The organism is Streptomyces sp. NPDC051963, assembly GCF_044593495.1.
GTDB lineage: Bacteria > Actinomycetota > Actinomycetes > Streptomycetales > Streptomycetaceae > Streptomyces.
The window spans coordinates 443,795-468,536 of the sequence record NZ_JBIUCC010000007.1; the positions used below are offsets into that span (position 1 = coordinate 443,795).

The 24,742-nt window shown below is 69.4% G+C and carries 21 protein-coding genes and 1 pseudogene; 17 read left to right on the top strand and 5 right to left on the bottom strand.

Annotated features, from left to right (window positions below; genetic code table 11):
* Positions 1-20 precede the first annotated feature (20 nt).
* Entirely contained in the window at positions 21-1,373 is a 1,353-nt protein-coding gene (locus ACIHFB_RS30005) for an MFS transporter (RefSeq protein WP_365283565.1), read from the top strand.
* 17 nt (positions 1,374-1,390) lie between these two features.
* Here the strand turns inward: ACIHFB_RS30005 and ACIHFB_RS30010 are convergent, their stop codons facing one another.
* The gene (locus ACIHFB_RS30010; protein WP_400128621.1) at positions 1,391-3,250 is read right to left on the bottom strand and encodes an ABC transporter ATP-binding protein; all 1,860 of its coding nucleotides are present in this window, start codon (positions 3,248-3,250) and stop codon (positions 1,391-1,393) included.
* On the bottom strand, positions 3,247-5,073 hold the full coding sequence (locus ACIHFB_RS30015) for an ABC transporter ATP-binding protein (protein ID WP_400128622.1): 1,827 nt from the start codon (positions 5,071-5,073) through the stop codon (positions 3,247-3,249). The genes ACIHFB_RS30010 and ACIHFB_RS30015 overlap by 4 nt, the downstream gene beginning before the upstream one ends.
* Before the next feature lie 206 nt (positions 5,074-5,279).
* Here ACIHFB_RS30015 and ACIHFB_RS30020 point away from each other — a divergent pair, with 206 nt between their 5' ends.
* From ACIHFB_RS30020 to ACIHFB_RS30035, 4 genes are read left to right on the top strand one after another with little or no spacing between them, the layout of a single operon-like run.
* Positions 5,280-6,236, top strand: a complete 957-nt coding sequence (locus ACIHFB_RS30020) for an ATP-binding cassette domain-containing protein (RefSeq protein WP_400128623.1) — start codon at positions 5,280-5,282, stop codon at positions 6,234-6,236.
* The gene (locus ACIHFB_RS30025) at positions 6,233-6,967 is read left to right on the top strand and encodes an ABC transporter permease (protein ID WP_400128624.1); all 735 of its coding nucleotides are present in this window, start codon (positions 6,233-6,235) and stop codon (positions 6,965-6,967) included. The genes ACIHFB_RS30020 and ACIHFB_RS30025 overlap by 4 nt, the downstream gene beginning before the upstream one ends.
* A 25-nt stretch (positions 6,968-6,992) precedes the next feature.
* On the top strand, positions 6,993-8,249 hold the full coding sequence (locus ACIHFB_RS30030; RefSeq protein WP_365283555.1) for a sensor histidine kinase: 1,257 nt from the start codon (positions 6,993-6,995) through the stop codon (positions 8,247-8,249).
* Positions 8,239-8,886 (top strand): response regulator transcription factor, encoded by a 648-nt coding sequence (locus ACIHFB_RS30035; RefSeq protein WP_365283553.1) that lies wholly within the window; start codon positions 8,239-8,241, stop codon positions 8,884-8,886. The genes ACIHFB_RS30030 and ACIHFB_RS30035 overlap by 11 nt, the downstream gene beginning before the upstream one ends.
* On the opposite strand, the gene ACIHFB_RS30040 is transcribed toward ACIHFB_RS30035, so the two are convergent.
* A complete protein-coding gene (locus ACIHFB_RS30040; RefSeq protein ID WP_365283551.1) occupies positions 8,887-10,293 on the bottom strand; it encodes a sulfatase-like hydrolase/transferase in 1,407 nt (468 codons plus the stop codon).
* Between the two features lie 75 nt (positions 10,294-10,368).
* A complete protein-coding gene (gene glgX, locus ACIHFB_RS30045; RefSeq protein ID WP_400128625.1) occupies positions 10,369-12,627 on the bottom strand; it encodes a glycogen debranching protein GlgX in 2,259 nt (752 codons plus the stop codon).
* Between the two features lie 154 nt (positions 12,628-12,781).
* On the opposite strand from glgX, the gene ACIHFB_RS30050 reads away from it, so the two are divergent.
* From ACIHFB_RS30050 to ACIHFB_RS30095, 10 genes and pseudogenes are all read left to right on the top strand, one after another.
* The gene (locus ACIHFB_RS30050; RefSeq protein WP_365283547.1) at positions 12,782-14,032 is read left to right on the top strand and encodes an Ig-like domain-containing protein; all 1,251 of its coding nucleotides are present in this window, start codon (positions 12,782-12,784) and stop codon (positions 14,030-14,032) included.
* 182 nt (positions 14,033-14,214) lie between these two features.
* Positions 14,215-15,447 (top strand): Ig-like domain-containing protein, encoded by a 1,233-nt coding sequence (locus ACIHFB_RS30055; RefSeq protein WP_400128626.1) that lies wholly within the window; start codon positions 14,215-14,217, stop codon positions 15,445-15,447.
* A 104-nt stretch (positions 15,448-15,551) separates the two neighbouring features.
* Positions 15,552-16,319, top strand: a complete 768-nt coding sequence (locus ACIHFB_RS30060; RefSeq protein ID WP_365283543.1) for an enoyl-CoA hydratase-related protein — start codon at positions 15,552-15,554, stop codon at positions 16,317-16,319.
* Between the two features lie 316 nt (positions 16,320-16,635).
* The gene (locus ACIHFB_RS30065; RefSeq protein ID WP_365283541.1) at positions 16,636-17,139 is read left to right on the top strand and encodes an ATP-binding protein; all 504 of its coding nucleotides are present in this window, start codon (positions 16,636-16,638) and stop codon (positions 17,137-17,139) included.
* A gap of 70 nt (positions 17,140-17,209) precedes the next feature.
* Positions 17,210-17,974 (top strand): polysaccharide deacetylase family protein, encoded by a 765-nt coding sequence (locus ACIHFB_RS30070; protein ID WP_365283539.1) that lies wholly within the window; start codon positions 17,210-17,212, stop codon positions 17,972-17,974.
* A complete protein-coding gene (locus tag ACIHFB_RS30075) occupies positions 17,974-19,149 on the top strand; it encodes a YncE family protein (protein WP_365283537.1) in 1,176 nt (391 codons plus the stop codon). Before ACIHFB_RS30070 ends, ACIHFB_RS30075 begins: the two co-directional genes overlap by 1 nt.
* Before the next feature lie 98 nt (positions 19,150-19,247).
* The gene (locus ACIHFB_RS30080) at positions 19,248-19,856 is read left to right on the top strand and encodes an ADP-ribosyltransferase (RefSeq protein WP_365283535.1); all 609 of its coding nucleotides are present in this window, start codon (positions 19,248-19,250) and stop codon (positions 19,854-19,856) included.
* 74 nt (positions 19,857-19,930) lie between these two features.
* A pseudogene (locus ACIHFB_RS30085) lies at positions 19,931-20,132 on the top strand (MerR family transcriptional regulator); the annotation flags it as partial.
* A gap of 130 nt (positions 20,133-20,262) precedes the next feature.
* Positions 20,263-20,475 (top strand): EF-hand domain-containing protein, encoded by a 213-nt coding sequence (locus tag ACIHFB_RS30090; protein WP_210587966.1) that lies wholly within the window; start codon positions 20,263-20,265, stop codon positions 20,473-20,475.
* Positions 20,476-20,614: 139 nt separating this feature from the next.
* Positions 20,615-21,274, top strand: a complete 660-nt coding sequence (locus ACIHFB_RS30095; protein WP_365283532.1) for an NAD(P)-binding domain-containing protein — start codon at positions 20,615-20,617, stop codon at positions 21,272-21,274.
* A gap of 75 nt (positions 21,275-21,349) precedes the next feature.
* On the opposite strand, the gene ACIHFB_RS30100 is transcribed toward ACIHFB_RS30095, so the two are convergent.
* Positions 21,350-21,907 carry a glycoside hydrolase family 25 protein gene (locus ACIHFB_RS30100; protein WP_365283530.1) on the bottom strand — a complete coding sequence of 186 codons (558 nt, stop codon included), beginning with the start codon at positions 21,905-21,907 and terminating at the stop codon, positions 21,350-21,352.
* 292 nt (positions 21,908-22,199) lie between these two features.
* On the opposite strand from ACIHFB_RS30100, the gene ACIHFB_RS30105 reads away from it, so the two are divergent.
* Complete coding sequence (locus tag ACIHFB_RS30105; RefSeq protein ID WP_365283528.1) at positions 22,200-23,105, top strand: DUF4239 domain-containing protein; 906 nt, start codon at positions 22,200-22,202, stop codon at positions 23,103-23,105.
* Positions 23,102-24,442, top strand: a complete 1,341-nt coding sequence (locus tag ACIHFB_RS30110; RefSeq protein ID WP_400128627.1) for an ABC transporter substrate-binding protein — start codon at positions 23,102-23,104, stop codon at positions 24,440-24,442. Before ACIHFB_RS30105 ends, ACIHFB_RS30110 begins: the two co-directional genes overlap by 4 nt.
* The last annotated feature ends 300 nt before the right edge of the window (positions 24,443-24,742 follow it).

Below are 24,742 nucleotides of genomic sequence, written 5' to 3' on the forward strand. Positions count from 1 at the left end.
ACCTCCCCAGGGGTCCCCGCATGCAACACTCCAACGCGCTGAACCGGCTGGACAGGCTGCCGGTCTCCCGCTTCCACAAGATGACCCTCGTGGCCGTCTCCTTCGCCTATTTCTTCGAGTTCGCGGACATCAACACCTTCGCGACCACCGCGCCCAAGCTGATCGACCTGTGGGGTGTGACGGTCGACCAGATCGCCTACGTCACCTCGCTGTCGTTCGTCGGCATGTTCTTCGGCGCGATCGTCGCCGGCACCATCGCGGACCGGTTCGGGCGCAGGCGGGCCCTGATGTGGACGACGATGTGGTTCGGCGTCTTCTCGCTGGTGTCCGCGTTCGCCTGGGACATCGTGTCGCTGGGCGCCTTCCGGGTGCTGACCTCGGCCGGCCTGTCGGCGATGACCGTCGTGGCGGTCATCTACGTCAACGAGATGTATCCGTCCGCCGTCCGCGGCAAGTACCAGGCCTACGCGATCGTCATCGGGATCTGCGGCACCCCGGCCACCAACCTCATCGCCAGCGTGGTCGTGCCACTGAGCGACTGGTCGTGGCGGCTGGTCTTCCTCTGGGGCTCGCTGGGCATCTTCCTGCTCCTGTTCGGCAAGCACCTCAAGGAGTCGCCCCGCTGGCACGAGAGCCGCGGCGAGCACGCCGAGGCCGACGCCGTCCTGCGCGAGATAGAGGAGCGGGTCGCGGCCGAGAAGGGCCCCCTGGCCGAACCGGCGCCGCCCGTCGACGAGGTGCCGCAGACCAGGACCCCGCTGCGCATGCTCCTCCAGCGCAAGTACCTCTACCCCACCCTGCTGCTCACCGTGCTCTGGGTGACCCAGACGATCGGCTTCTTCGGCTTCTCCAGCTGGGCACCGACCCTGCTCGCCAAGGAGGGCTTCAGCGTCGAGAAGTCCGTCTTCTACGTCGCGCTGACCACCGTGGGCGCCCCGCTCGGCTCGTTCCTCGCGTCCCTGGTCACCGACCGGTTCGAACGCAAGTGGTGCCTGGTCGCCTTCGGCTCCGTCATCGCACTGTGCGGTCTGCTGTACGGGATCACCTTCAACCCCGTCTTCATCGTCGTCTTCGGCTTCCTGGTCAACCTCTTCGAACGCGGCTACACGGCCCTCGCGTACGCCTACTCGCCCGAACTCTTCGACACCCGCGCCCGCTCCCTGGGCACCGGCGTCTCCTACGGCCTCGGCCGCCTCTCGAACGCCGCCGGACCATTGATCGTCGCGGCCCTCTACCAGAGCAGCGGCTATGCGAGCGTCTTCTACTTCATCGCCGGAACCTGGCTTGCGGGCGCGATCGTCCTGGCCGTCTTCGGCCCCAGGACCCGCCCGGCCCGTGTCGCCGTGCCGGACCGGCCGCGGACGAAGGTCTGACGCACGGCGACCGCGGCTCACGCCAGACTGTCCCGCCAGGCCCGGTGCAGATCCGCGAACCGGCCGGTCCCCGCGATGAGTTCGCCCGGCGTCCCGTCCTCGACGATCCGCCCGTGCTCCATCACCAGCACCCGGTCGGCGATCTCCACCGTGGACAGCCGGTGCGCGATCACCACGGCCGTACGGCCGCGCAGCACCGTCGACATGGCCCGCTGCACGGCCCGTTCGCCCGGCACGTCCAGCGAGCTGGTCGCCTCGTCGAGGATCAGCACGGCCGGGTCGGCGAGCAACGCCCGCGCGAAGGCGACCAGTTGGCGCTGTCCGGCGGAGATACGACCGCCCCGCTTGCGTACGTCGGTGTCGTAGCCGTCGGGCAGCGCCGCGATGAACTCGTGCGCGCCGATCGCCTTCGCGGCACCCTCGATGTCGTCCCGGGTGGCGTCCGGGCGGCCGATCGCGATGTTCTCGGCGACCGTGCCGGAGAACAGGAAGGACTCCTGCGTCACCATCACCACCCCGCGCCGCAGTTCGGGCACATCGAGGTCGCGCAGATCGACGCCGTCCAGCAGGACCCGCCCGGCTGAGGGGTCGTAGAACCGGGCGAGCAGCTTGGCCAGCGTCGACTTGCCCGCGCCGGTCGAGCCGACCACGGCGATCGTCTGCCCGGCGGGGACGGTGAGGTCGAAGCGGGGGAGGATCTCGCCGCCGGTGCGGTAACCGAAGCTGACGGCGTCGAAGACGACCTCGCGACCGGGGTGCTCCGTCTCAAGCGCCGGAAGCCGCCGGGGAGTCGACGGCTCGGGCACGGACGGTGCCTGGGCGAGCAGCCCGGCGATCTTCTCCAGCGAGGCGGCGGCCGACTGGTAGGAGTTGAGGAACATGCCGAGCCGGTCGATGGGGTCGTACAGCCGCCGCAGATAGAGCACGGCGGCGGCGAGCACACCGAGGGCCAGGGAGCCGCCCGCCACCCGATAGGCACCCCACAGCACGATGCCCGCGACCGCCGTGTTGGCGACCAGCCGGGACCCGACGACATAGCGGGCCATCTCCAGCAGCGCATTGCCGTTGACACGCTCGTGCCGCGTGTTCAGCACGCGGAAGTCGGCGTCGTTCGCGGCCTCGCGGCGGAAGGCACGCACCGGACGGATGCCGTTCATCGTCTCGACGAACTTCACGATGACGGCCGCGATGGCGGTGGACCGGATCCGGTACACGCGTACCGCACGCCGCTGGTAGACCCGTACGAGGAGATACAGCGGCACGAACGACGCCACCGCCACCGCCCCCAGCTCCAGATCCAGCCAGAGCAGCATCACCGAGATGTACACGAAGGACAGGACGACGGTCACCAGCTCCTGAAGCCCCTCGTTGAGGAGCTCGCGCAGCGACTCGACGTCCGTCGTGGAGCGGGAGATGAGCCGGCCCGAGGTGTACCGCTCGTGGAAGTCGATGCTCAGCGCCTGCGCATGCCGGAAGATACGGCCGCGCAGGTCGAGCAGCACATCCTGGTTGACGCGGGCCGCGGCGATGATGAACCAGTACTGGAGCCCGCCGGACACCAGCGCGCACAGCAGATAGCCGACGGCCACCGCGACGAGCGGGCCGTTGTCGTGCGCACGGAACGCCGGTACGGCGCTGTCGAGGGCGTACGCCACCAGCAGCGGGCCCGCCTGCACGGCCGCCTGCTGGAGCAGCAGCAGGAAGCTCGTGAGGGCGACCCGGTGCTTCATCGGGGCGAGCAGCGAGCGCAGGAGAGCCGCCGTCGCGCCCGGGGGAGTGGGCAGGATGTCGCGGTCGAAGGGGTCGCCGGTGCCGTGCGGGTGCGGCGCCTCTTGTCCGTCGTCGGTGGCGGGGGCGGAGGTCGTGGGCGCGGTCATCGGTCGTCCTCCTCGTCCCCGGACATCAGATGGGCGTACTCGGCGTTCGTGCGCAGCAGTTCGGGATGGGTGCCCACGGCGGTGATACGGCCGCCGGAGAGCAGGGCGACCCGGTCGGCGAGCAGCACGGTGGACGGGCGGTGGGCGACGATCAGGGCGGTGGTGTCCGCGAGGACCTGCCGCAGGGCGGCCTCCACCGCGGCCTCCGTATGCACGTCGAGGGCGGACAGCGGATCGTCCAGCACCAGGAACCGCGGCCCGCCGACGACCGCCCGCGCGAGCGCGAGGCGCTGCCGCTGGCCGCCGGAGAGACTGAGGCCCTGCTCGCCTACCTGGGTGTCCGTGCCCTGCGGGAGCGCGTGCGCGAAGTCGGCCTGGGCGACGGTTAGCGCGCGGCGGAGTGCGTCGGTGTCGGCGTTGTCGTCCGCGCCCATGAGTACGTTGTCGCCGACGCTTGCCGAGAAGAGCGTGGGCTCCTCGAAGGCCATGGCGACGAGTTCGCGCAGCGATTCTCTGGGGAGGGCGGTGACGTCCTGGCCGTCGAGGGTGATTCGGCCCGAAGTCACCTCGTGGAGGCGGGGGATGAGTGCGGTGAGTGTGGTCTTGCCGCTTCCGGTTGCGCCGACGAGGGCCATGGACTCGCCTGGGCGTATGTGGAGGTCTATGCGGTCGAGGGTGGGTGGGGAGTCTTCGGGGGCGTCGGGGTAGCGGAAGGTGACGGCTGAGAAGTGGATGCCACCGTTGTCGGCTGCGGGTGGGTGGGGGCTGGTCGCGCCCCGCGGCGGAGCCGCATATTGATACAGCCCCGCGCCCCTATGGGGCGTCTCCTCCTCCGGCGTTTCATCCATCACCTCGAAGTACCGCTCCGTCGCCGTCGCCGCCTCCTGGCTCATCGCCAGCAGGAAGCCGATGGAGTCGACGGGCCACCGCAGGGCCAACGCCGTCGACAGGAACGCCACCAACGTCCCCGCCGACAACGCCCCGTCGGCCACCTGCACGGCTCCCAGCACCAGCGCCGCCCCGATCGCCAGCTCCGGGAGCGTCACGATGACGCCCCAGATCGTGGCCAGCAGGCGGGCCTTGCGCAGCTCAGTGCCCCGCAGGGTCCGGGACAGTTCGCGGAACGCATGTGCCTGACTGCGGTGCCGGCCGAAGCCCTTGATGATCCGGATGCCGAGGACGCTCTCTTCGACGACGGTCGTCAGATCTCCGACCTGGTCCTGCGCCCGACGCGCGACTCCGGCATAGCGCCGCTCGAAGATGACGCAGGTGATCAGCACGGGCACGGCGGGACCGAGGATCACCAGCCCCAGCGTCCAGTCCTGGAGCAGCATGATGATCACGCCGACGAGGATCGTCACTCCGTTGACCAGTAGGAACGTCAGCGGAAAGGCCAGGAACATACGCAGCAGCATCAGGTCGGTCGTGCCCCGGGACAGCAACTGCCCCGACGCCCACCGGTCGTGGAACGCCACCGGCAACCGCTGGAGATGCCGGTACAGATCCGCCCGCATCTCCGCCTCGACGTGCGACAGCGGCCGCGCCACCAGCCACCGCCGCAGCCCGAACAGCAACGCCTCGGCGACTCCGAGCAGCAACAGATACAGCGCCCCGAGCCACACCCCCGCCGGATCCCGGTCGGCGACCGGCCCGTCCACCATCCACTTCAGGACGAGCGGAATCACCAGCCCCGCACACGAGGCGAGCACCGCGACGAACGCGGCGGTGAACAGCCGCACCCGCACCGGCCGTACGTACGGCCACAGACGCAGCAGGGTCCTTACGGCAGAGCGTTCCTTGGTGGTTGCACGTGTCGTGGACATCAGCTGCGAGCCTACGGATCGGCACTGACAACGCCCACCGAGTTTTGGCCGGACCGCAATCGGCCGCTGGTCCTACGACCTGCGTGTACGACCGACCGTACGGTCGTTGTCGGCGGGGTCGTAGGCCGCCATCAACCGATCGGCTGATGCGCCTTCGAGCGCGACGGCCGATGTGGCGGACCCCGCCCCGCCGGGACCCTCGAGACATGCCATCCACACCCGTCATCGAAGTCAGCGGACTGCGCAAGTCCTACGGCGGCCGACCCGTCGTCGACGGTGTCTCCTTCACCGTCGAGGAGGGCGAGATCTTCGGGATCCTCGGCCCGAACGGCGCCGGCAAGACCACCACCGTCGAGTGCGTCGAGGGCCTGCGGGTCCCCGACGCGGGCCGGGTCCGGGTCGCCGGGCTGGATCCGGTCGCCGACCACGACCGGGTCACCCGCGTCCTCGGCGCCCAGCTCCAGGAGAGCGAACTCCAGGCCAAGCTCACCGTGCGCGAGGCGCTGGAGCTGTACGCCGCGTTCTACGACGAGCCCGCCGACTGGCGGCCCCTCGCCGAGCGCCTCGGGCTGACCGCCAAGCTCACCACACGGTTCGGCAAGCTCTCCGGCGGCCAGAAACAGCGCCTGTTCATCGCGCTCGCCCTGATCGGCAACCCCCGGATCGTCGTCCTCGACGAGCTGACCACCGGCCTAGATCCGCGCGCCCGCCGGGACACCTGGCAGCTCATCGAGGAGGTGCGGGACAGCGGGGTCACCGTCCTGCTCGTCACCCACTTCATGGAGGAGGCGCAGCGGCTCTGCGACCGGATCGCCGTGATCGACAAGGGGCGGGTCGCCGCCCTGGACACCCCGGCCGGGCTGATCCGCCGCTCCGCGGGCGCCACGGTGATCACCTTCACGCCGTCCGCGCCACTGGACGAACGGGAGCTGAGCGCCCTGCCCGCGCTCGCCTCCGTCGAGCACAAGGACGACCGGATCACCCTCGCCGGCAGCGACGAGACGGTGAACGCCGTGATCTCGCTGCTCGCCCGCCACCGCATCACCGCCCACCAACTGCGCGTCAGCGACGCCACGCTGGACGACGCGTTCCTGGACCTCACGAAGACCACGACGACCACCACGAAGACCACCACGAAGACCGCGACGGAGACCACGCCATGAACACCGCCGTACTGCGCACCGAGGCCCGGCTGCTCGCCCGCGAGCCCGGCAGCCTCTTCTGGATCGTGCTCTTCCCGCCCCTGCTGGTGGCCATCCTGGGCGCCGTCCCGGCGTTCCGCGAGACCCAGGACGACCTCGGCGGCCTGCGCGTCGTCGACACGTACGTTCCCGTGGCCGTGCTGGCCGGCATGATCGTGGCCGGTGTCCAGTCGATGCCGACCGGCATCACCGGCTACCGGGAGCACGGCATCCTGCGTCGGATGTCCACCACGCCGGTCAAGCCGTCGGCGCTGCTGTCGGCGCAGATGCTGGTGCACGCCCTGGCCGCGGTGCTCACGGCGCTGCTCGCGCTGGCCGTCGGCCGGTTCGCCTATGACGTACGACTGCCCGAGCAGCCGTTCGGCTACCTGCTCGCGCTCGTCCTCGCCGTCCTCGTCTCGCTCGCCCTGGGGGCGGTGATCGCGGCGGTGTCCCGGACGGTGAAGATCGCGGGCGCCGTCGGGACGGTGGTGTTCTTCCCGATGCTGTTCTGCGCGGGCGTGTGGCTGCCGGTGCAGGCCATGCCCGACGTCATGGCCGACATCGTCGGGTTCACACCGTTCGGCGCCGCCGCCCAGGCACTGGGCGAGGCCATGGTGGGCGACTGGCCCGGCTGGTCCCACCTGGGCGTCATGGCGGCGTGGACGGTGGTGCTGTCGGTGGCGGCGACGCGCTGGTTCCGCTGGGAGTAGGTGGCCGGCCGTGCAGACTGGAGGCATGACCGCGGTGGACACGGACATCGAGCGGCGCTGGGCGCTGATCCGCAGCAAGGGGCCGTACGGGCTGCTCGCGGTCGCCGCGCTGCTGTCGTTCGCCACCGCCGAACTGATGCCGAGCACGGCGGAACGCAACGCGGTCGTGGTGCTGGTCGCCGCGGGTTTCGCACTCCAGGTGTGGTGGGGCCGGGCGAGCCGCAGCCGTCCGGGTCCGTCCAACACCGGCACGGTGTACTACACCGTGCGCTGGGCGATCGGCTTCGCGCTCACCTGGCTGAATCCGTTCTTCGCGTTCTACGCGGTCACCGGCTACTTCGACTCCGACGAGCTGATGCCCGGGCGGTACCTCCGGTGGATCGGCCCGTTCGCCTGCTCGATCGCCGTGTCGGGCGCGCAGGCCGGGGGACTGCCGTTCAAGGAGCCGGTGCAGTGGGCCGTGTTCGCCGGGCTCCTGGTGGTCAACAACGTGATCCTCACCGTGGTCGGCCATCTCACGTCGCAGCAGGAGGAACGCTCCCGTGCCCGGGCCGAGACCATCGCCGAGCTCGAACGCACCAACACCGCGTTGCAGCAGGCCCTCGACGAGAACGCCGCCCTCCACGCCCAGCTCCTCGTCCAGGCACGGGAGGCCGGGGTCGCCGACGAGCGGCGCCGGCTCGCCGCCGAGATCCACGACACCCTCGCCCAGGGCCTGACCGGCATCATCGCCCAGCTCCAGGTCGTCGCGAGCGCCCAGGACCTGGGCACCGCCCGCACCCACCTCGAACGCGCCTCGGACCTGGCCCGCCACAGCCTCGGCGAGGCCCGCCGCTCCGTGCACAACCTCGCCCCCGTGGCCCTGGAGAACGACGGCCTGCCGGGGGCCCTGAAGAGCACGGTCGCCGAATGGGGTGAGCGGACGGGAATCCGCGCCGAGTTCACCGTCACCGGCACCGTGGAACAACTCCACGACGAGGTCTCGGCGACGCTGCTGAGGATCGCCCAGGAGGCCCTGTCCAACGCGTCCCGCCACGCGCACGCCACCCGTCTCGGCGTCACCCTGAGCTTCATGGGCGACGAGGTGGTCCTCGACATCCGCGACGACGGCCGCGGCTTCGACCCGCTCGCGCTCCGGGAACGCACCCACACCGGCGGCTTCGGCCTCGACGGCATGCGCGCGCGGGCGGAACGCATCGCCGGCACGCTCACGGTCGAGTCGGAACCGGGCCACGGCACCGCCCTGTCGGCTCGCGTACCTTTGGTACGCCATGAGCGATGACGCGACCGCAGCCGCCGAGATCACCCTCCTGATCGTCGACGACCATCCCGTCGTACGGGACGGTCTGCGCGGCATGTTCGAGTCCGCGCCCGGATTCACCGTCCTCGGCGAGGCGTCGGGCGGTGTCGAGGCGGTCGAGAAGGCCGCCGCCCTGGACCCGGACGTGATCCTGATGGACCTGCGGATGCCGGGCGGCGCGGGTGTCGACGCCATCCGGGAGCTGACGCGCCGCTCCGCCCGTGCGAAGGTGCTCGTCCTCACCACGTACGACACCGACTCCGACACCCTCCCCGCGATCGAGGCGGGCGCGACCGGCTACCTGCTGAAGGACGCCCCGCGCGACGAACTCTTCACCGCGGTCCGTGCGGCCGCCGAGGGCCGTACGGTCCTCTCCCCGGCGGTCGCCTCCCGCCTGGTCTCCGCCGTCCGGGCCCCCGGCAACGAACCCCTCTCCGCCCGCGAGCGCGAGGTCCTGACGCTGGTCGCCAAGGGCACGTCCAACCGTGAGATCGCCCGCGTCCTCTTCATCAGCGAGGCCACGGTCAAGACCCATCTCACCCACCTGTACGCCAAGTTGGGCGTCAAGGACCGGGCGGCGGCGGTGGCGACGGCGTACGAACGGGGAATCCTGGGCTGATCAGGAGGCGGGGTACGGCAGCAGACCGTCCGCGATCCTCTCCCAGGCGGCCTTGAGCTCGGCCAGCAACTCGGGCCTGTCCGGTGCGAGATCGGCCTGTTCACGGGAGTCGGCGGCCAGGTTGTAGAGGTGGTCGGCCTTGGTGTCGTCCTGGTAGTACTTCCAGTCCCCGCGCCTGAGCGCCCGGTTGGCCCGCACCCGCCAGAACAGCTCCCGCTCCGGCAGCTCCTCGCCCCGCAGCAGGTACCCGGCGAGGCTCGTGCCGTCCAGCGGGTACGCCGGGTCGGGCCGGGCGCCGCCCAGCTCCAGCAGGGTCGCCGTCCAGTCGGGGGAGAAGTTCGGCTCGTGACTGACCTGGTTGCCGTCGATCCGGGCCGGCCAGCGCAGGATCGCCGGCACCCGGATGCCGCCCTCCAGCAGCACGAACTTCTCGCCGCTCAGCGGCCAGTTGTAGGAGTAGCGCTCACCGCCGTTGTCGCTGGCGAACAGCACCAGCGTGTTCTCCTCCTGCCCGGAGCGGCGCAGGGCTTTGAGCACCTCGCCGACGGCCGAGTCCAGGCTCTCCACCATCTGCGCGTACTTCTCGACCGAGCCGCCGTCGTAGTGGTTGAGCGCCCTGCTGACCTCGGCCTGTGTCTTCGCGGCCCGGATCTTCGCCTCGATCTCGGCACCGGTCTCGGCGTCGTCCTCCGCGAGCCACGGCCAGTGCGGGGTGGTGAAGTTGAGGTTCAGCAGCCATGGCCTGTCGTGGTCCCGGCCGACGTACTCCACGGCCCGCTCGGTCAGGACCTCCGTGTAGTAGCGCAGGTCCTTGTAGGTCGCGTCGCCCTCGTAGAGGTCGTAGTCGCCGAGCTGGCCCAGCTTGGAGAAGTACTCCAGCACGCCCCCGTGGTTGCCGAAGAACTCGTCCCAGCCGGACTTGGTGGGGCTGTAGTCGGGCAGCCAGCCGCAGTGCCACTTGCCGATGAGCGCGGTGGCGTAACCGGCGTTCTTCAGCAGTGAGGCGAGCGTGGGGTGGTTCGGGTCGAGCCCCTGCGTCTTGTTCGCGATGGGCTCGGCGAGTCCGCCCGGCGTACGGCCCGGGTAGCGCCCGGTGTACAGACTGAATCTGGTCGGCGAGCAGGTCGCCGATCCCGAGTAGGCGTCGGTGAACCGCACCCCCTGCCGGGCCAACCGGTCCAGGTTCGGCGTCTTGATGTGCGGCGCCCCGTACGACGACAGATCGGCCCAGCCGAGGTCGTCGCCGAGGATCACCAGGATGTTGGGCCGTTCACCGGAGCCGGCGGAGCGGGCCTTGAACGGGCGTTCGGCGGGAGCGGCCTCGGCTGCACCGGCCGTTCCGGCGACGGCGGTCACAGCACCACCGCCGACGAGACCACCGAAGGCACGACGGGATATCTCAGGCATGCGCCCCAGTCGATCAGCGGCCCCAGCGCCCTGGCCAGCGATCCGGCGCGGATTTCACGCTCCTGAAACGTTGCCTCAGCCGACCACCCTCAGCAGCAGCACCGCCCGCGCCCCCACCGTGATCGCCGCCCCCGCCCGATGCTCCACGCCCGGTGCCTCGTCCTGGTCCTCCCGGGAGGTGTCGACGACGACCTCGTACCGTTCCGCCCACGGCGGGCCCGGCAGGGTGAAGTTCACCGGTCGGTCGCCGGCGTGGAGCACGGCCAGGAAGCTGTCGTCGAGGATGGGGGCCCCGCGCTCGTCACGGCCGGGGATGTCCCGTCCGGAGAGGTACATGCCGAGCGTGGCGGCGGGTGCGTACCAGTCGCGTTCCGTCATCTCCGTGCCCCGTGCGGTGAACCAGGCCAGGTCACGCAGTCCGTCGGCCGAGTGGGCCCGGCCGGAGAAGAAGGCACGGCGGCGGAGGACGGGATGCCGGTGGCGTAGCTCGATCAGGCGGGCGGTGAGGTCGAACAGCGCTCGCCACGCCGGGTCCTGAAGCAGTCCCCAGTCCAGCCAGCTGATCTCGTTGTCCTGGCAGTAGGCGTTGTTGTTGCCCCGCTGAGTCCGCCCCAGCTCGTCGCCCGCGACCAGCATCGGCACGCCCGTGGACAGCAGCAGCGTCGTCAGCAGGTTCCGCAACTGACGCCGCCTGAGCGCCCGTACCCGCTCCTCGTCCGTCTCGCCCTCGGCCCCGCAGTTCCACGCGCGGTTGTCGTTCGTGCCGTCGCGGTTGCCCTCGCCGTTGGCCTCGTTGTGCTTGCGCTCGTACGACACCAGGTCGCGCAGGGTGAAACCGTCGTGCGCGGTGATGAAGTTGACCGAGGCGTACGGGCGCCGCCCGCCCCACGCGTACAGGTCGCTCGACCCCGACAGCCGGTACCCCAGGTCCCGTACGTCCGGCAGCGCCCCCCGCCAGAAGTCCCGTACGGCATTGCGGTACCGGTCGTTCCACTCCGTCCACAGCGGCGGAAAGGACCCCACCTGATAGCCGCCCGAGCCGACGTCCCAGGGCTCGGCGATCAGCTTCACCCGGCGCAGCACCGGGTCCTGGGCGATGACGGCCAGGAAGGGGGAGAGCATGTCGACGTCGTGCATGGACCGGGCCAGCGCGGCCGCCAGGTCGAAGCGGAAGCCGTCCACGCCCATCTCGGTCACCCAGTAGCGCAGGGAGTCCGTGATCAGGCGCAGTACGTGCGGCTGGACGACGTGCAGGGTGTTGCCGCAGCCGGTGTAGTCGGCGTATCTGCGCGCGTCCGACTGCAAGCGGTAGTAGCCCCGGTTGTCGATGCCCTTCAACGACAGCATCGGGCCCAATTCGCCCGCCTCCGCCGTGTGGTTGTAGACCACGTCGAGGATGACCTCGATCCCGGCCGAGTGCAGCGCCCGCACCATGCGCTTGAACTCGCCGACCTGCTGACCCGCCGTGCCCGTCGCCGCGTAGGCCGCGTGCGGGGCGAAGTAGCCGATGGAGTTGTAGCCCCAGTAGTTCTTCAGACCGCGCCGCAGCAGATGGTCCTCGTGCGCGTACTGGTGCACGGGCAGCAGCTCGACCGCCGTGACGCCGAGCCGCACCAGATGGTCGAGGGCAGCCGGGTGCGCCAGACCGGCGTAGGTGCCGCGCAGTTCCTCGGGTATCCCGGGGTGCAGCTTGGTGAATCCCCGTACGTGCAGTTCGTAGATGACCGAGTCCGCCCAGGGCGTCTTCGGGCGGCGGTCGTCCGCCCAGTCGTCGTCGTCCTGGACGACCACGCCCTTCGGGACGTACGGCGCCGAGTCCCGGTCGTCGCGTACGGTGTCCGCGACCTGCTGCTGGGGCCAGTCGCGGACATGGCCGTACACCTCGGGCGGCAGGCTGAAGTCGCCGTCCACCGCGCGGGCGTACGGGTCGAGGAGCAGCTTGGCGGGGTTCCAGCGGCCGCCGGTCCATGGATCCCAGCGGCCCTGCACGCGATAGCCGTACCGCTGGCCGGGCATCACGCCGGGCACGAAGCCGTGCCAGATCTCATGCGTCAGCTCGGTCAGCCGGACCCGCGTCTCCTTGCCCTCCGGTCCGAACAGACACAGCTCGACCGCCTCGGCCCCGCCCGCCCAGAGCGCGAAGTTGGTGCCCGCCACCCCGTCCGGACCGACCCGGAAGCGGGCCCCCAGCGGCATCGGCGCACCCGGCCACACCGGTGCACCCGGCGGCACCGAACGCCGCGCGCCGTTCACCACGGCGCGCTCCTCGGTCACGGCTTCCTGTTCGGCAGCGCGCCCCTCGGCCACCGCCTCCTGCTCGGCTGCGCTGGACACGTGACAGCCTCCCACGGCTCGTGGAACGACCCGCAGTGAAGAGCGTGCAGCGTCCCGGCTTCGGCTCCCCGTGTCGTCGTCCTCCCCACTCTTCTGCCCAGAGCTTGGGTCGCACTCACGTTTCCCAGGAGCAGGCCCGGTCGTTGGGGTCGTTGTGAGGCACGTACATGGGCGCGCACGGCGCGCGAAGGCCGCCTTGGCCGCCGTACTGACATGGGCAGGACTGCTGGCCGGGGCCGCCGGATGCACCTCGGACGGCTCGGACGGATCCGGTGTCGACGAGGTGTTCGGCAAGGCCCGGGCCCCCGAGGACGTGATCCGCGTCTGGCCGGACGACGGCAGCAAGGGCGTGGCACCCGACACGAAGCTCCGGGTACGGCTGCCCAGCGGGCGCCTGGAATCGGTGCAGGTCGTCAAGGACCAGGACGCCCAGGAGACCCCTGTCCCCGGGCACATCTCCGAGGACGGCCTGCGCTGGGAGCCCGACGACGAGCGGCTCGCGCTGGCCGCCAGGTACACGATCGACGCGGTGGCCCTGGACGCCAGGGGACGGCGCTCGGCGCGGCACACGACCTTCACCACGTACGTCCCCGAGGAGCGGTTCATCGGGTACGTCGCCCCGGAGAACCGCTCCGTCGTCGGCACCGGAATGATCGTCTCCCTGGAGTTCAACCGGGAGATCGTCAACCGCGCCGCCGTCGAACGCGCCGTCCACATCACCTCGAAGCCGGCCGTCGAGATCCGCCCGCACTGGTTCGGCGGGGGCCGCCTCGACTTCCGCCCCGAGCACTACTGGAAACCGGGCACCCAGGTCACCGTCGCCCTGCGCTGGCGCGACGTCGAAGGAGCGCCCGGCGTCTACGGACTCCAGTACAAGACGCTGTCCTTCACCGTCGGCCGCAGCCAGGTCTCCCTGGTCGACGCCCGCGAGCACACCATGGAGGTACGGCGGGACGGCGAACTGCTCACCACCGTGCCCGTCACCGCCGGCGCCCCCAAGAACACGACGTACAACGGCAAGATGGTCGTCACGGAGATGCTGGAGCTGACCCGGATGAACGGCGCCACCGTCGGCTTCAGGAAGTCCAACGGCAAGAGCGAGTACGACATCAAGGACGTCCCGCACGCCATGCGCCTCACCGACTCCGGCACCTTCCTGCACGGCAACTACTGGGCGCCGGACACCGTCTTCGGCCGGACCAACGTCAGCCATGGCTGTGTGGGCCTGCGCGACGCGAAGGGCGGCAGCTCGGACACCCCGGCGGGCTGGTTCTTCGACCGCAGCCTGATCGGGGACGTCGTGGAGGTCGTCCGCAGCAATGACAAAAAGGTCGCTCCCGACAACGGCCTCGGAGGATGGAATATGGGTTGGAAGGCGTGGAAGGCGGGCAGTGCGGTGAAGTAATGGAAGTGGGGGGCGGGTTGACCGACATTCTGTTGAAGTCGGTACGGAACAGTGACAATCATGAGGCGTCGACGCCCCTGGCCTTGTGGTTAATATGCGCCGAGCGCGCGGGACGCGCCGGGGAACGGGCCCGACCAGGCCCGGCAAGGGTCCGCAGGGCGGACCCGGCGAGGGGAGAAGACTTGAACGTGCGGCCGATATCGGGGGCGTCGGTTGACGCGCGGGTGCGACGCAGGAAGGTGGCGGCACTGGTGTGCGGGCTGCTGCTGGCGGTCACCGCGTGCGGCGGGGGTGGCTCGGACTCGGAGTCCGGACCCGGCAAGGGTGAGGACTCCACCCAGGCCGAGAGCAAGCAGTCGCAGGCGGTCGTGACGATAGCCCCGAAGGACGGCGCCAAGTCCGTCGACACCAACGGCGCTCTCAAGGTCGGCGCCGCGAAGGGCAAGCTGACCGAGGTCCAGGTCAAGGACGCCAAGGGTGAGGAGATAGCCGGGGAGATCACCGGCGGTGGGGCCGGCTGGACGCCGTCCACCCACCTCGCCGCGTCCACCAGGTACACGGTCCACGCGGTCGCCGAGGACGCCGAGGGGCGCAAGGCCGCCGAGGACTCCAGCTTCACCACCCTGACGCCGCAGAACACGTTCATCGGTGAGTTCACTCCCGAGGACGGCTCCAAGGTCGGCGTGGGAATGCCGTTCTCGATCCGCTTCACCCGGGGCATCACCGCCCCCAAGGACGTCGAGAAGGCCATCAAGATCAAGACCGAGCCCGCCGTCGACGTCGAGGGCCACTGGTTCGGCAACGACCGGATCGACTTCCGCCCCGAGAAGTACTGGAAGACCGGCACCAAGGTCACCGTCGAACTCGACCTCGACGGCGTCGAGGGTCGCGACGGCGTCTACGGCAAGCAGGCCAAGACCGTCTCCTTCACCATCGGCCGCAACCAGGTCTCGGTCGTCGACGCCAAGAAGCACACCATGCAGGTCATGCGGGACGGCAAGGTCGTCAAGACCATCCCCGTCACCACCGGCAAGCCCGGCTACGACACCTGGAACGGCCAGATGGTCATCACCGAGCAGCTCGCGGTGACCCGGATGAACGGCGAGACGGTCGGCTACGGCGGCGAGTACGACATCAAGGACGTCCCGCACGCCCAGCGCCTCACCACCTCCGGCACCTTCATCCACGGCAACTACTGGGGCGGCGGCGCCTTCGGCAACTACAACGCCAGCCACGGCTGCATCGGTCTGCGCGACGTCCGGGGCGGCTACGACAGCGGCGTCCCGGCCGCCTGGTTCTTCAACAACTCGATGGTCGGCGACGTGGTCGTCGTCAAGAACTCCAACGACCGGGTCGTGGACCCGGACAACGGGCTCAACGGCTGGAACATGTCGTGGGAGGACTGGATTTCGTAGGGGACAGGGATACCGCGCCCCTTCAGGGGCGCGGGGAACTGCGCGACCAGCCACGACGTACCTGCACTGTGGCGACGGCATTAGTCACCGTTAACCTGCGGGGCATGACCGTGAATCTCGAAGTCGCCGAAGGCATCGGCACGCTCCGTCTCGACCGCCCACCCATGAACGCCCTGGACATCGAAACCCAGGACCGCCTCAAGGACCTGGCCGAGGAAGCCACCCGCAGGGAAGACGTACGGGCCGTGGTGATCTACGGCGGCGAGAAGGTGTTCGCGGCCGGCGCGGACATCAAGGAAATGCAGGCCATGGACCACGCCGCGATGATCCTGCGCGCCCGTGCCCTCCAGGACTCCTTCACCGCCGTGGCCCGTATCCCCAAGCCGGTCGTCGCCGCCGTCACCGGCTACGCACTGGGCGGCGGCTGCGAGTTGGCGCTCTGCGCGGACTACCGCATCGCCGGTGAGAACGCCAAGCTGGGCCAGCCGGAGATCCTGCTCGGTCTGATCCCGGGCGCCGGCGGCACCCAGCGGCTGGCCCGGCTGGTCGGTCCGTCCAAGGCGAAGGACCTGATCTTCACCGGCCGCCAGGTCAAGGCCGACGAGGCGCTGGCGCTGGGCCTGGTGGACCGGGTGGTCCCGGCCGCCGAGGTGTACGAGACGGCGCACGCGTGGGCGGCGAAGCTGGCTCAGGGTCCGGCGATCGCCCTGCGCGCGGCGAAGGAGTCCATCGACACGGGACTGGAGACGGACATCGAGACCGGCCTCGCCGTCGAACGGAACTGGTTCGCGGGCCTGTTCGCCACGGAGGACCGCGAGCGCGGCATGCGCAGCTTCGTAGAGGAGGGTCCGGGGAAGGCGAAGTTCCTCTGAGAACCGCTGTGATCTTCTGAGACCTTCTGAGATCTCCCTCTCAAACTCCGCTGAAGGCCTTGCAATTGACGCGATGTCTGATCCGGGTCCCTCGATGGGGCGGTTTATGGGAGCCTTAAGGCACCCTTAAGCCTGTCTCGTCGAGGGAGTCTGTCGATTGCCCCAAACCGAGCCTTCGCCGCAGGCCAGTGGGGCTGTAACCGGCTCCGAACTGCCTATGGCATATGCCGATCAGCCTGTATGGAATGAAGGATTCCGGGGGGCGCATTCCGCAGAGACGGCCCCGGAGGGCGCTGAGGGCGGCCATGATGGGGGCATGGCGGGGCTGGAGGGTATCGAACAGCCGCGGGGAGACGGCCGTGCGACCGCGGCGCGGTGGTCGCCTGCGGTGGAGGACGAACACGCTCTCAAGGCGCTGGAGTTGTTCGGCAACCCGACGGAGGCGGAGGTGCCGCTGCCGTCCCGCCCCGAGTCCGCGGCCACGGCGCGCCGGCTCACCCAGGTCGTCGTGCTGCGTCAGTGGGGGCTCACCCCGAAGATGACGGAGGACGCGGTCTTACTCGTTTCGGAACTCGTCGGCAACGCCGTACGGCACACCGGCGCCCGCGTCTTCGGACTGCGGCTGCGCCGCCGCCGGGGCTGGATCCGGGTCGAGGTCCGGGACCCCTCCCGGGGGCTGCCCTGTCTCATGCCGGTCCAGGAGATGGATGTGAGCGGGCGGGGGCTGTTCCTCGTCGACAAGCTGTCCGACCGGTGGGGCGTGGATCTGCTGCCGCGCGGGAAGACCACATGGTTCGAGATGCGGGTCGCCGACAGGTAAAGGCGCCGTGACTACACCGCCAATCGGGGCAATCGCGAGTTTTCGGACATAACACCCCTTAAATGGTGCGGTGACCACCACCGACCGACGGGCGGCGCTACGTGCCGGAGCCGGCCTCGTTGCCGCGGGCGCGCTCGCCGCAGGGTGTGCCGCAACCGGCGCCGCAACCCCACACACCCGCCCTCCCCGCCCGTCCGCCAAGCCACCCGCCCCCGGCCCCCGCCGCTTCCCCCGGCACCCCGCCCAGATCACCCACGGCCCCCGCGGCCACCCTCATGTCGCCCTCACCTTCCACGGCGCCGGCGACCCGGCGACCGCCCGTTCCCTGCTCGACACGGCCGAACGGCACGGCGCCCATGTCACCGTGCTCGCCGTCGGCAGCTGGCTCGACGAACACCCGGAACTCGCCCGCCGAGTCCTCGACGGCGGCCACGACCTCGGCAACCACACCCAACGGCACCTGGATGTCAACGCGATGTCCGAGGCCGAGGCCCGCGCCGAGATCACCGACTGCGCCGAGCGGCTGAAGCGGCTCACCGGATCGATCGGCACCTGGTTCCGCCCGTCCCGTGCCACGCGCGCCTCCCCGCTCGTCGAACGGTTGGCCCGCACCGCGGGCTACCCCCACGTCCTCTCCTACGACGTGGACTCCCTCGACTTCACCTCGCCCGGCCCCGACGCCGTCACCGGAAACGTCATGGGCGGAATCCAGGGCGGATCGATCGTGAGCCTGCACTTCGGCTACACGGACACGGTCGCCGCGCTCCCCGCCGTACTGGAAGCACTCGACCGCCGCGGACTGCGCGCGGTCACCACCACGGAGCTGCTGAGCTGATGCACCGGAACCTCGTCCAACGCACCCTCATCGCGGGCATGGCCCTCGCCGCGCTCGCCGCCTGCGGCACCGAGTCCAAGGACCGGGCGCCGCAGGCCCTGAACACCAAGGCGGCCGTACCCGCGCCACCGAAGAAGACCGTCCAGGGCCTGCCCGGCATGCCGCCCGTCCTCGACCCGAAGGACGTTTACGCCGCCGACAGACCGAACCAACTCTCGCCCGTGGTCAAGGACTTCCCGTCCCGGGTCTACGTCCCCAACACCGAGTCCGACACCGTCTCGGTCATCGACCCGAAGACGTACGAGATCATCGAGACGATCCCCGTCGGCCGCCAGCCTCAGCACGTCGTCCCGTCCTGGGACATGAAGACCCTCTGGGTCAACAACAACCGCGGTCACACCCTCACGCCCATCGACCCGAAGACCGGCAAGGCGGGCAAGGAGGTCGAGGTCCACGACCCGTACAACCTCTACTTCACGCCCAACGGCAGGTACGCCGTCGTCATGGCCTCCCTCGACCGCGAACTCGTCTTCCGCGACCCGCACACCATGGAGACGGTCAAGACCGAACCGGTCACCTGCTACGGCGTCAACCACGCCGACTTCTCCGCCGACGGCAAGTACTTCATCGTCTCCTGCGAGTTCAGCGGTGAGCTGCTGAAGGTCGACACGGAGAAGATGGAGGTCGTCGCACAGCAGAAGCTCCCCTTCGAGGGCGCCATGCCGCAGGACGTGAAGATCTCCCCGGACGGCAAGACGTTCTACATCGCCGACATGATGGCCGACGGCATGTGGGTGCTGGACGGCGACAGGTTCACCGAGCCCACCCTCCTGCCCACCGGCAAGGGCTGCCACGGGCTGTACGTCAGCCGGGACTCCCGCGAGATGTACGTCTCCAACCGCGGCGAGGGCTCCGTCTCCGTCTTCGACTTCGTCCAGAACAAGCTCACCAAGAAGTGGCACCTCCCCGACGGCGGCAGCCCCGACATGGGCGGTGTCTCGGCCGACGGCAAGGTCCTGTGGCTGTCCGGGCGGTACGACGCCGAGGTGTACGCCATCGACACCCGCACCGGCACCCAGCTCGCCCGCATCCCGGTCGGGTCCGGCCCGCACGGTCTCGCCGTCTATCCGCAGCCGGGGCGCTACTCGCTGGGGCACACGGGCATCTTCCGGTGAGGCGACGGCATTTGAGACGTAAAGGCACGGGAACGGACACGCCGCCGTACGAGTGAAGATCCACAGCCCGCCGCCGCAGACACGGGATCGTGCCCCACATGATCACAACTCGTTTGCGGCGGCGGGCCGTTGCCGCCGTCCTGTCCCTCGCGGCCGTCCTCTCCACGGCGGCCGCCACGGTCCCGTCCACGACGCCCGCTGTGAAGCCCGCCGTGAAGGCGCCCGCCTGTCCCCAGGTCTACGACCCGATCAGGGCAGCCGCCGACCGTCGCGTCGACATCTCCCGCATCACGCCCGACCCGGTCTGGCGCAAGACCTGCGGCACGCTGTACCGCGCCGACGGCCGCGGACCCTCCGTCGTCTTCGAGGAGGGCTTCCGGCCCAAGGACGTCGTGGGCGGCCAGTACGACATCGAGAAGTACGTCCTGGTCAACCAGCCCTCGCCGTACGTGTCGACGTCCTACGACCACGACCTGTACAAGACCTGGTGGAAGTCCGGCTGGAACTACTACATCGACGCCCCCGGCGGCATCGACGTCAACAAGACCATCGGCGACACCCACAAGTGGGCGGAACAGGTCGAGGTGGCCTTCCCGGGCGGCATCGACCGCAAGTACGTCATCGGCGCCTGCCCGGTGAACAAGACGACCAAGGTCGAGATCATGAGCGACTGCCAGAGCAACCCGCACTACGGGGCCTGGCACTGAGCGCGGGCCCCTTGAGTCTCCACCCACTGGAAGGCCCAGACTCGCCGACATGAGCGAAGACGGCACCGCACGGGTCCGTCGCCCGCCTGGAGCTGATCCGCACCCTGCGCGAACTGGGCCTCGGCATGGACGACGTACGCACGGTCGTCAGCGGCGAGCAGGATGTCGCGGCGGTCGCGGCCACGGATGCGGGTGACCCGTGCGGTGCCGTCGACCGTGGCGCGAAGAGGCTCGACCGCGGAGGAGATGACCCTGATCCGGGAGCTGACCGGTCTCGTGCGGGGGACGGGGCCGTTGCCCGCGCATCGCGAGGAGTTCGCCTGGGTGGTCGCCGCACTGCGTCAACGAATCGCCCGATAGCCTGACCTCGGCACACACGGAACATGCATGACGAAGGGGCGGATCGGTGGCGGACATCGACGAAGCACGCAAGCACTTTGAGCGGATCGATACGGACGGTGACGGCTTCATCACCGCGGCCGAGTTCAAGACCGCCCTGGCCCAGCAGGGCGACTGGAACGTCACCGAGGCGGTCGCCGAGGCCATCATCGGCAGCCGCGACCTCAACGGCGACAAGGTCCTGTCGTTCGACGAGTTCTGGTCCTACCTGAGCAAGTGAACCAGGTGTGACGGGGCGCCCTTCCGGCAGCGGAGGGGCGCCCCGTCTGTCGTAGTCGGCGGAATAGCCGGCTCGTCCCCGAGGTTATTGATCCCTGTCACACGAACTGTCAGGACCAACCACCCCAGAGGGGCCTGTCATGAAGATCGGGATCATCGGCGCCGGCAACATCGGCGGCAACCTCACCCGGCGGCTCACCGCCCTGGGTCACGACGTCTCCGTCGCCAACTCCCGCGGACCGCAGACGCTCACCGAACTGGCGGAGGAGACGGGAGCCACGCCCGTCACGGTGCAGGAAGCGGCCCGGGATGCGGAGATCGTCGTGATCACGGTCCCCACGCGAGCGGTGTCAGCCCTGCCGGCCGGGCTCCTGGACGAGGCCGCGGACGGGCTCGCCGTCATCGACACCAACAACTACTACCCCACGCGTGACGGCAGGATCGCGGCGATCGAGGACGAGGGCCTCACCGAGAGCCGCTGGACGGAACGGAACATCGGCCACCCCGTGATCAAGGCCTTCAACGGCACCTACGCCCAGGACATCCTCGACCGCCCGCGCCCGGCCGGCGACCCCGACCGCCTGGCCCTCCCCGTCGCGGGCGACGACGAGGCGGCCAAGCGGAAGATCCGCGCCCTGATCGACGACCTCGGCTTCGACACGGTCGACGCCGGCGGCATCGACGACTCCTGGCGCCAGCAGCCCGACTCCCCGGTCTACGGCCTGCGGGCGGGCGTCGAAGGCGTGACGAAGGCACTGGCGGAGGCATCACCGGAACGCCCGGCAGCATTCCGCGCCTGACGCCCGACCCCTCACCCCCGCGTGGTGACGTTCTCTCCGAGCTGCCCGGCCCCACCTCGAACCCGGCCGGGCCGTTCAGGCGTCCAGTGCCCATTCGCGCAGCGCCGCCTTGCTCGCGAAGTCGGCGACGTTCTTGTCGATCGGGTCGGAGGTGTACTGGTGGAAGCGCCACTTCGCCTGGATGCGGGGCTCACCGGCGGAGACGTAGTCGGCGATCCAGAGGCCCTCGCCCGCGTACGACGTCGTGTCGACGTTGAGCCAGAAGTTGCGGTTGCAGTAGAGGATCACGCGGTGGTTCGGCCGCAACTGCTTCACCTTGCGGATGAAGGTGTCCTTCTCCGCGTTGCTCGCGTGCGTGCCGTCGCCGGTGGTCTCCCAGTCGACGGCGAGGATGTCGCTGCCCTTCTCCGGGGCGTGGCTCACGAAGTACTCCGCCTGGGCCGTGAGGTTGCCGGGCCAGAGGAAGTGGTAGAAGCCGAGGATCAGACCGGCGTCGCGGCCGGTCTTGGTCTGGGCGGCGAGCTTCGGGTTGACGTATGAGCGGCCTTCCGTCGCCTTGATGAAGACGAAGGAGAGGCCGTCCGTGTCGTAGGAGGAGGACTGGTAGGCGCTCACGTCGATGCCGCGCAGCATGGGGACTCCCGGAAGTGCTGGTGGGGGGACAGGAGTTGATGTAGTACCCACCATGGCACGCGTGATCCGTCCTGCGCAGGCGGTGTGGCGGAATCTCACACCCCGCTGCGATTCCTCGGGGCGTTCTTCGTACCGGGACGCGCTGGGTGGCGTGCGCAGGCGGGAGCGGGGTGTGCCGTGGGGTGGGGACTGCGTCGTGCCGGTTTCGCGCGCTCTTGTGGGGGCGGCGGGCGTGTATGGATCATCGTGCTGGGGATGTGCGCCACCGTGATCAGGGGGGCGAGTTCGGCGTATGCCTGGTTGGTTCTCGCATTTGGCATTCTGGTCCCAGGCTCTGCTTCTGGTCGGGGGATTCCTTGCTTTCGGGCTGAGCGGGCTGCTCGCGCGGTCCCGTCTTCGCCGATGGTTCGGGGAGGATCCCGAGCACAACGACCGCGTCAAGTTTCTGGTCGAAGTCGTGGGGGCCTTCTACGCCTTGCTGGTCGGGCTGGTTGCCGTGGGGGCGTACGAGCACTATGTGGAGGTGAAGAAGCTCGTCAATGAGGAGGCCTCGCAACTCACCACCGTGTATCGCGCGGGTCAGGCGTTTCCCAACAGTCGTAGATGCAGGCTTCAGTCGCAGGTGCGGAACTACGCCGAGAATGTGATCCATGAGGTCTGGCCGAAGCAGCGGCGGGGTGAAATCGCTGAGGATCAGGGGCGGTTGGACGCCGTATTCGAATCGCTGATGTTCTATGAGCCTCGGAACGAGCAGGAGTCGAACGCCCAGTCCGTCACACTCGAAGCCTTCAACGACTACAACAACCTTCGCCGCGAACGGCAGGGGGAGGTGAGTCTCGGGCTGCTGCCTGTGCTGTATCTCGTCCTCTTCGGCGGCGCGTTCGTGACCATCGGGGCCACCTGGGCGCTTGTCGGAGTGGGAACGATCGACCATGTGGCGTTGACCGGTCTGCTGTCGCTCTTCATCGGCCTGTTCATCACTTTGATCATCGCGCTCGATCACCCCCTCCAGGACAGCAACGCGATCGGACTGACGCATTGGCAGGTCGCGCTGACGCAGGGAATGGGAGTTCCTCCCGAAGGGAAAGAGCAGATCACCACGTACTTCGGAGTGTCGAGTGCGGAACGCGTGCCGGGCTGCCTCCTGAATGTGGCTGACTACGTTTCGTTCGCGAACTCGGAACAGCTCCCGCAGTGAACGGCGGAAGCCTGTTCTCCCGGGGCCGTGTGCTGGGAGCCCTGCTCGTCTCGTTCGCGCTCTGCGCTGCCGCCTGCGCAGGGAAGCAGCAGGACACGACGATCACAGTGGTGTCCGTCGACTTCACACGGGATATGGAGAAGCTCGTCGATGACTTTCGGCGTACCCATCCTCATACCCGTGTGAAGTTCGAGTTCCTCCCCGAGAGTGTGCTGCGGAATCGGCTGTCCACGGACATCGCCGATGAGGAGGGCCGTTACGATGTCGTCTCCATCGGCCCGTGGGCGGCGCCGATCTGGGCCTCGCGAGGTTGGCTCACCCGGCTCGATTCCCTGGCGAGCCGGGGCGATTACGACGTACAGGATTTCATTCCCGTGGTGCGTACGGCGCTGTCGTACCGCAACGGCCTGTACGCGGTGCCGTATTACGGGGAGTCGTCCTTCCTGATGTATCGCAAGGACCTTTTCGCCGAGGCCGGGTTGACCATGCCGGAACGCCCCACGTGGCAGCAGGTCGCCGAACTGGCGGCCGAGCTCGACGACCCCCGGCACGGCATCGCCGGAATCTGCCTGCGTGGGGGTCCCGTCTGGCTGGACCTGCTGCCCCTCAACACGGTGATCCTTGCCTTCGGGGGCCGTTGGTTCGACGAGCACTGGAACCCCCGGCTCACCTCCCCCGAGACCAAGCGGGCGGTGCAGTTCTATGTGGACCTGGTCCGCAGCTCCGGCGAGCCCCGGGCCTCCGAAGCCGGGCCCGCCCGGTGCCAGGCGACGATGCGGCAGGGCAAGGCGGCCATGTTGTACGACAGCACCTCCTTTGCCGGCCGGCTCGAGGAACCCGGGCACAGCAAGGTCGTCGGCAAGCTCGGCTACGCTCCGGCGCCGGTGATGCGCACGGACGGTTCGGGCTGGCTCTGGACCTGGGCGCTGGCGATCCCCGTCACGTCCAAGCACCCGAAGGCCGCGTGGGATTTTGCCTCGTGGGCCACGTCGAAGCGGTATCTGAAGCTCTACGGCGAACGGCTCGGCTGGGTCGGAGTGCCACCCGGCAGCCGGCTGTCCACATACAGGCTTCCGGCGTACCGGAAGGCTGCCAGGGCGTTTCTCCAGCCGACGCTGAACGCACTCAACACGGTGAACCTCACTCGGCCCGGCCTGCACGAGCAGCCGTGGACGGGAACTTCGTACGTCGGCATCCCGGAGTACGCGGGCCTCGGCAGCCGGGTGGCCAAGGAGATCTCGGCGGCCATCGCCGGCCGGCAGTCGGTCGACGAGGCGCTGGCGAAGGCCCAACTGTTCGCGAACGACGTGGTCGAGGGCGGCGGCTACCGGGACTGAACCGGGCGGCTCAAGTCGGACATGCCCGTACGGCATCACATCGCGCCCACGGGCCCAGCCCTTGGGAACAGGCGGTTACCGGGCCCACCGGACCGCACCGAGGTCTATGCTGATGAACAGACGTCCCAGACCCCGGCGGCTTGTCGTTGCTCGACACAGATGGCGCGCGTGGGAAGTGGACTTGTCGTCCGCCACCCGGCGCATCCCTGGACGGAACTGGGTGGGTCCGCTGTCCTGTCGCACAGGCTGTCCTGTCCTGTCGCACAGGCTGGCGGAGCGGCCTTCGCTCCGCCTCCGCCG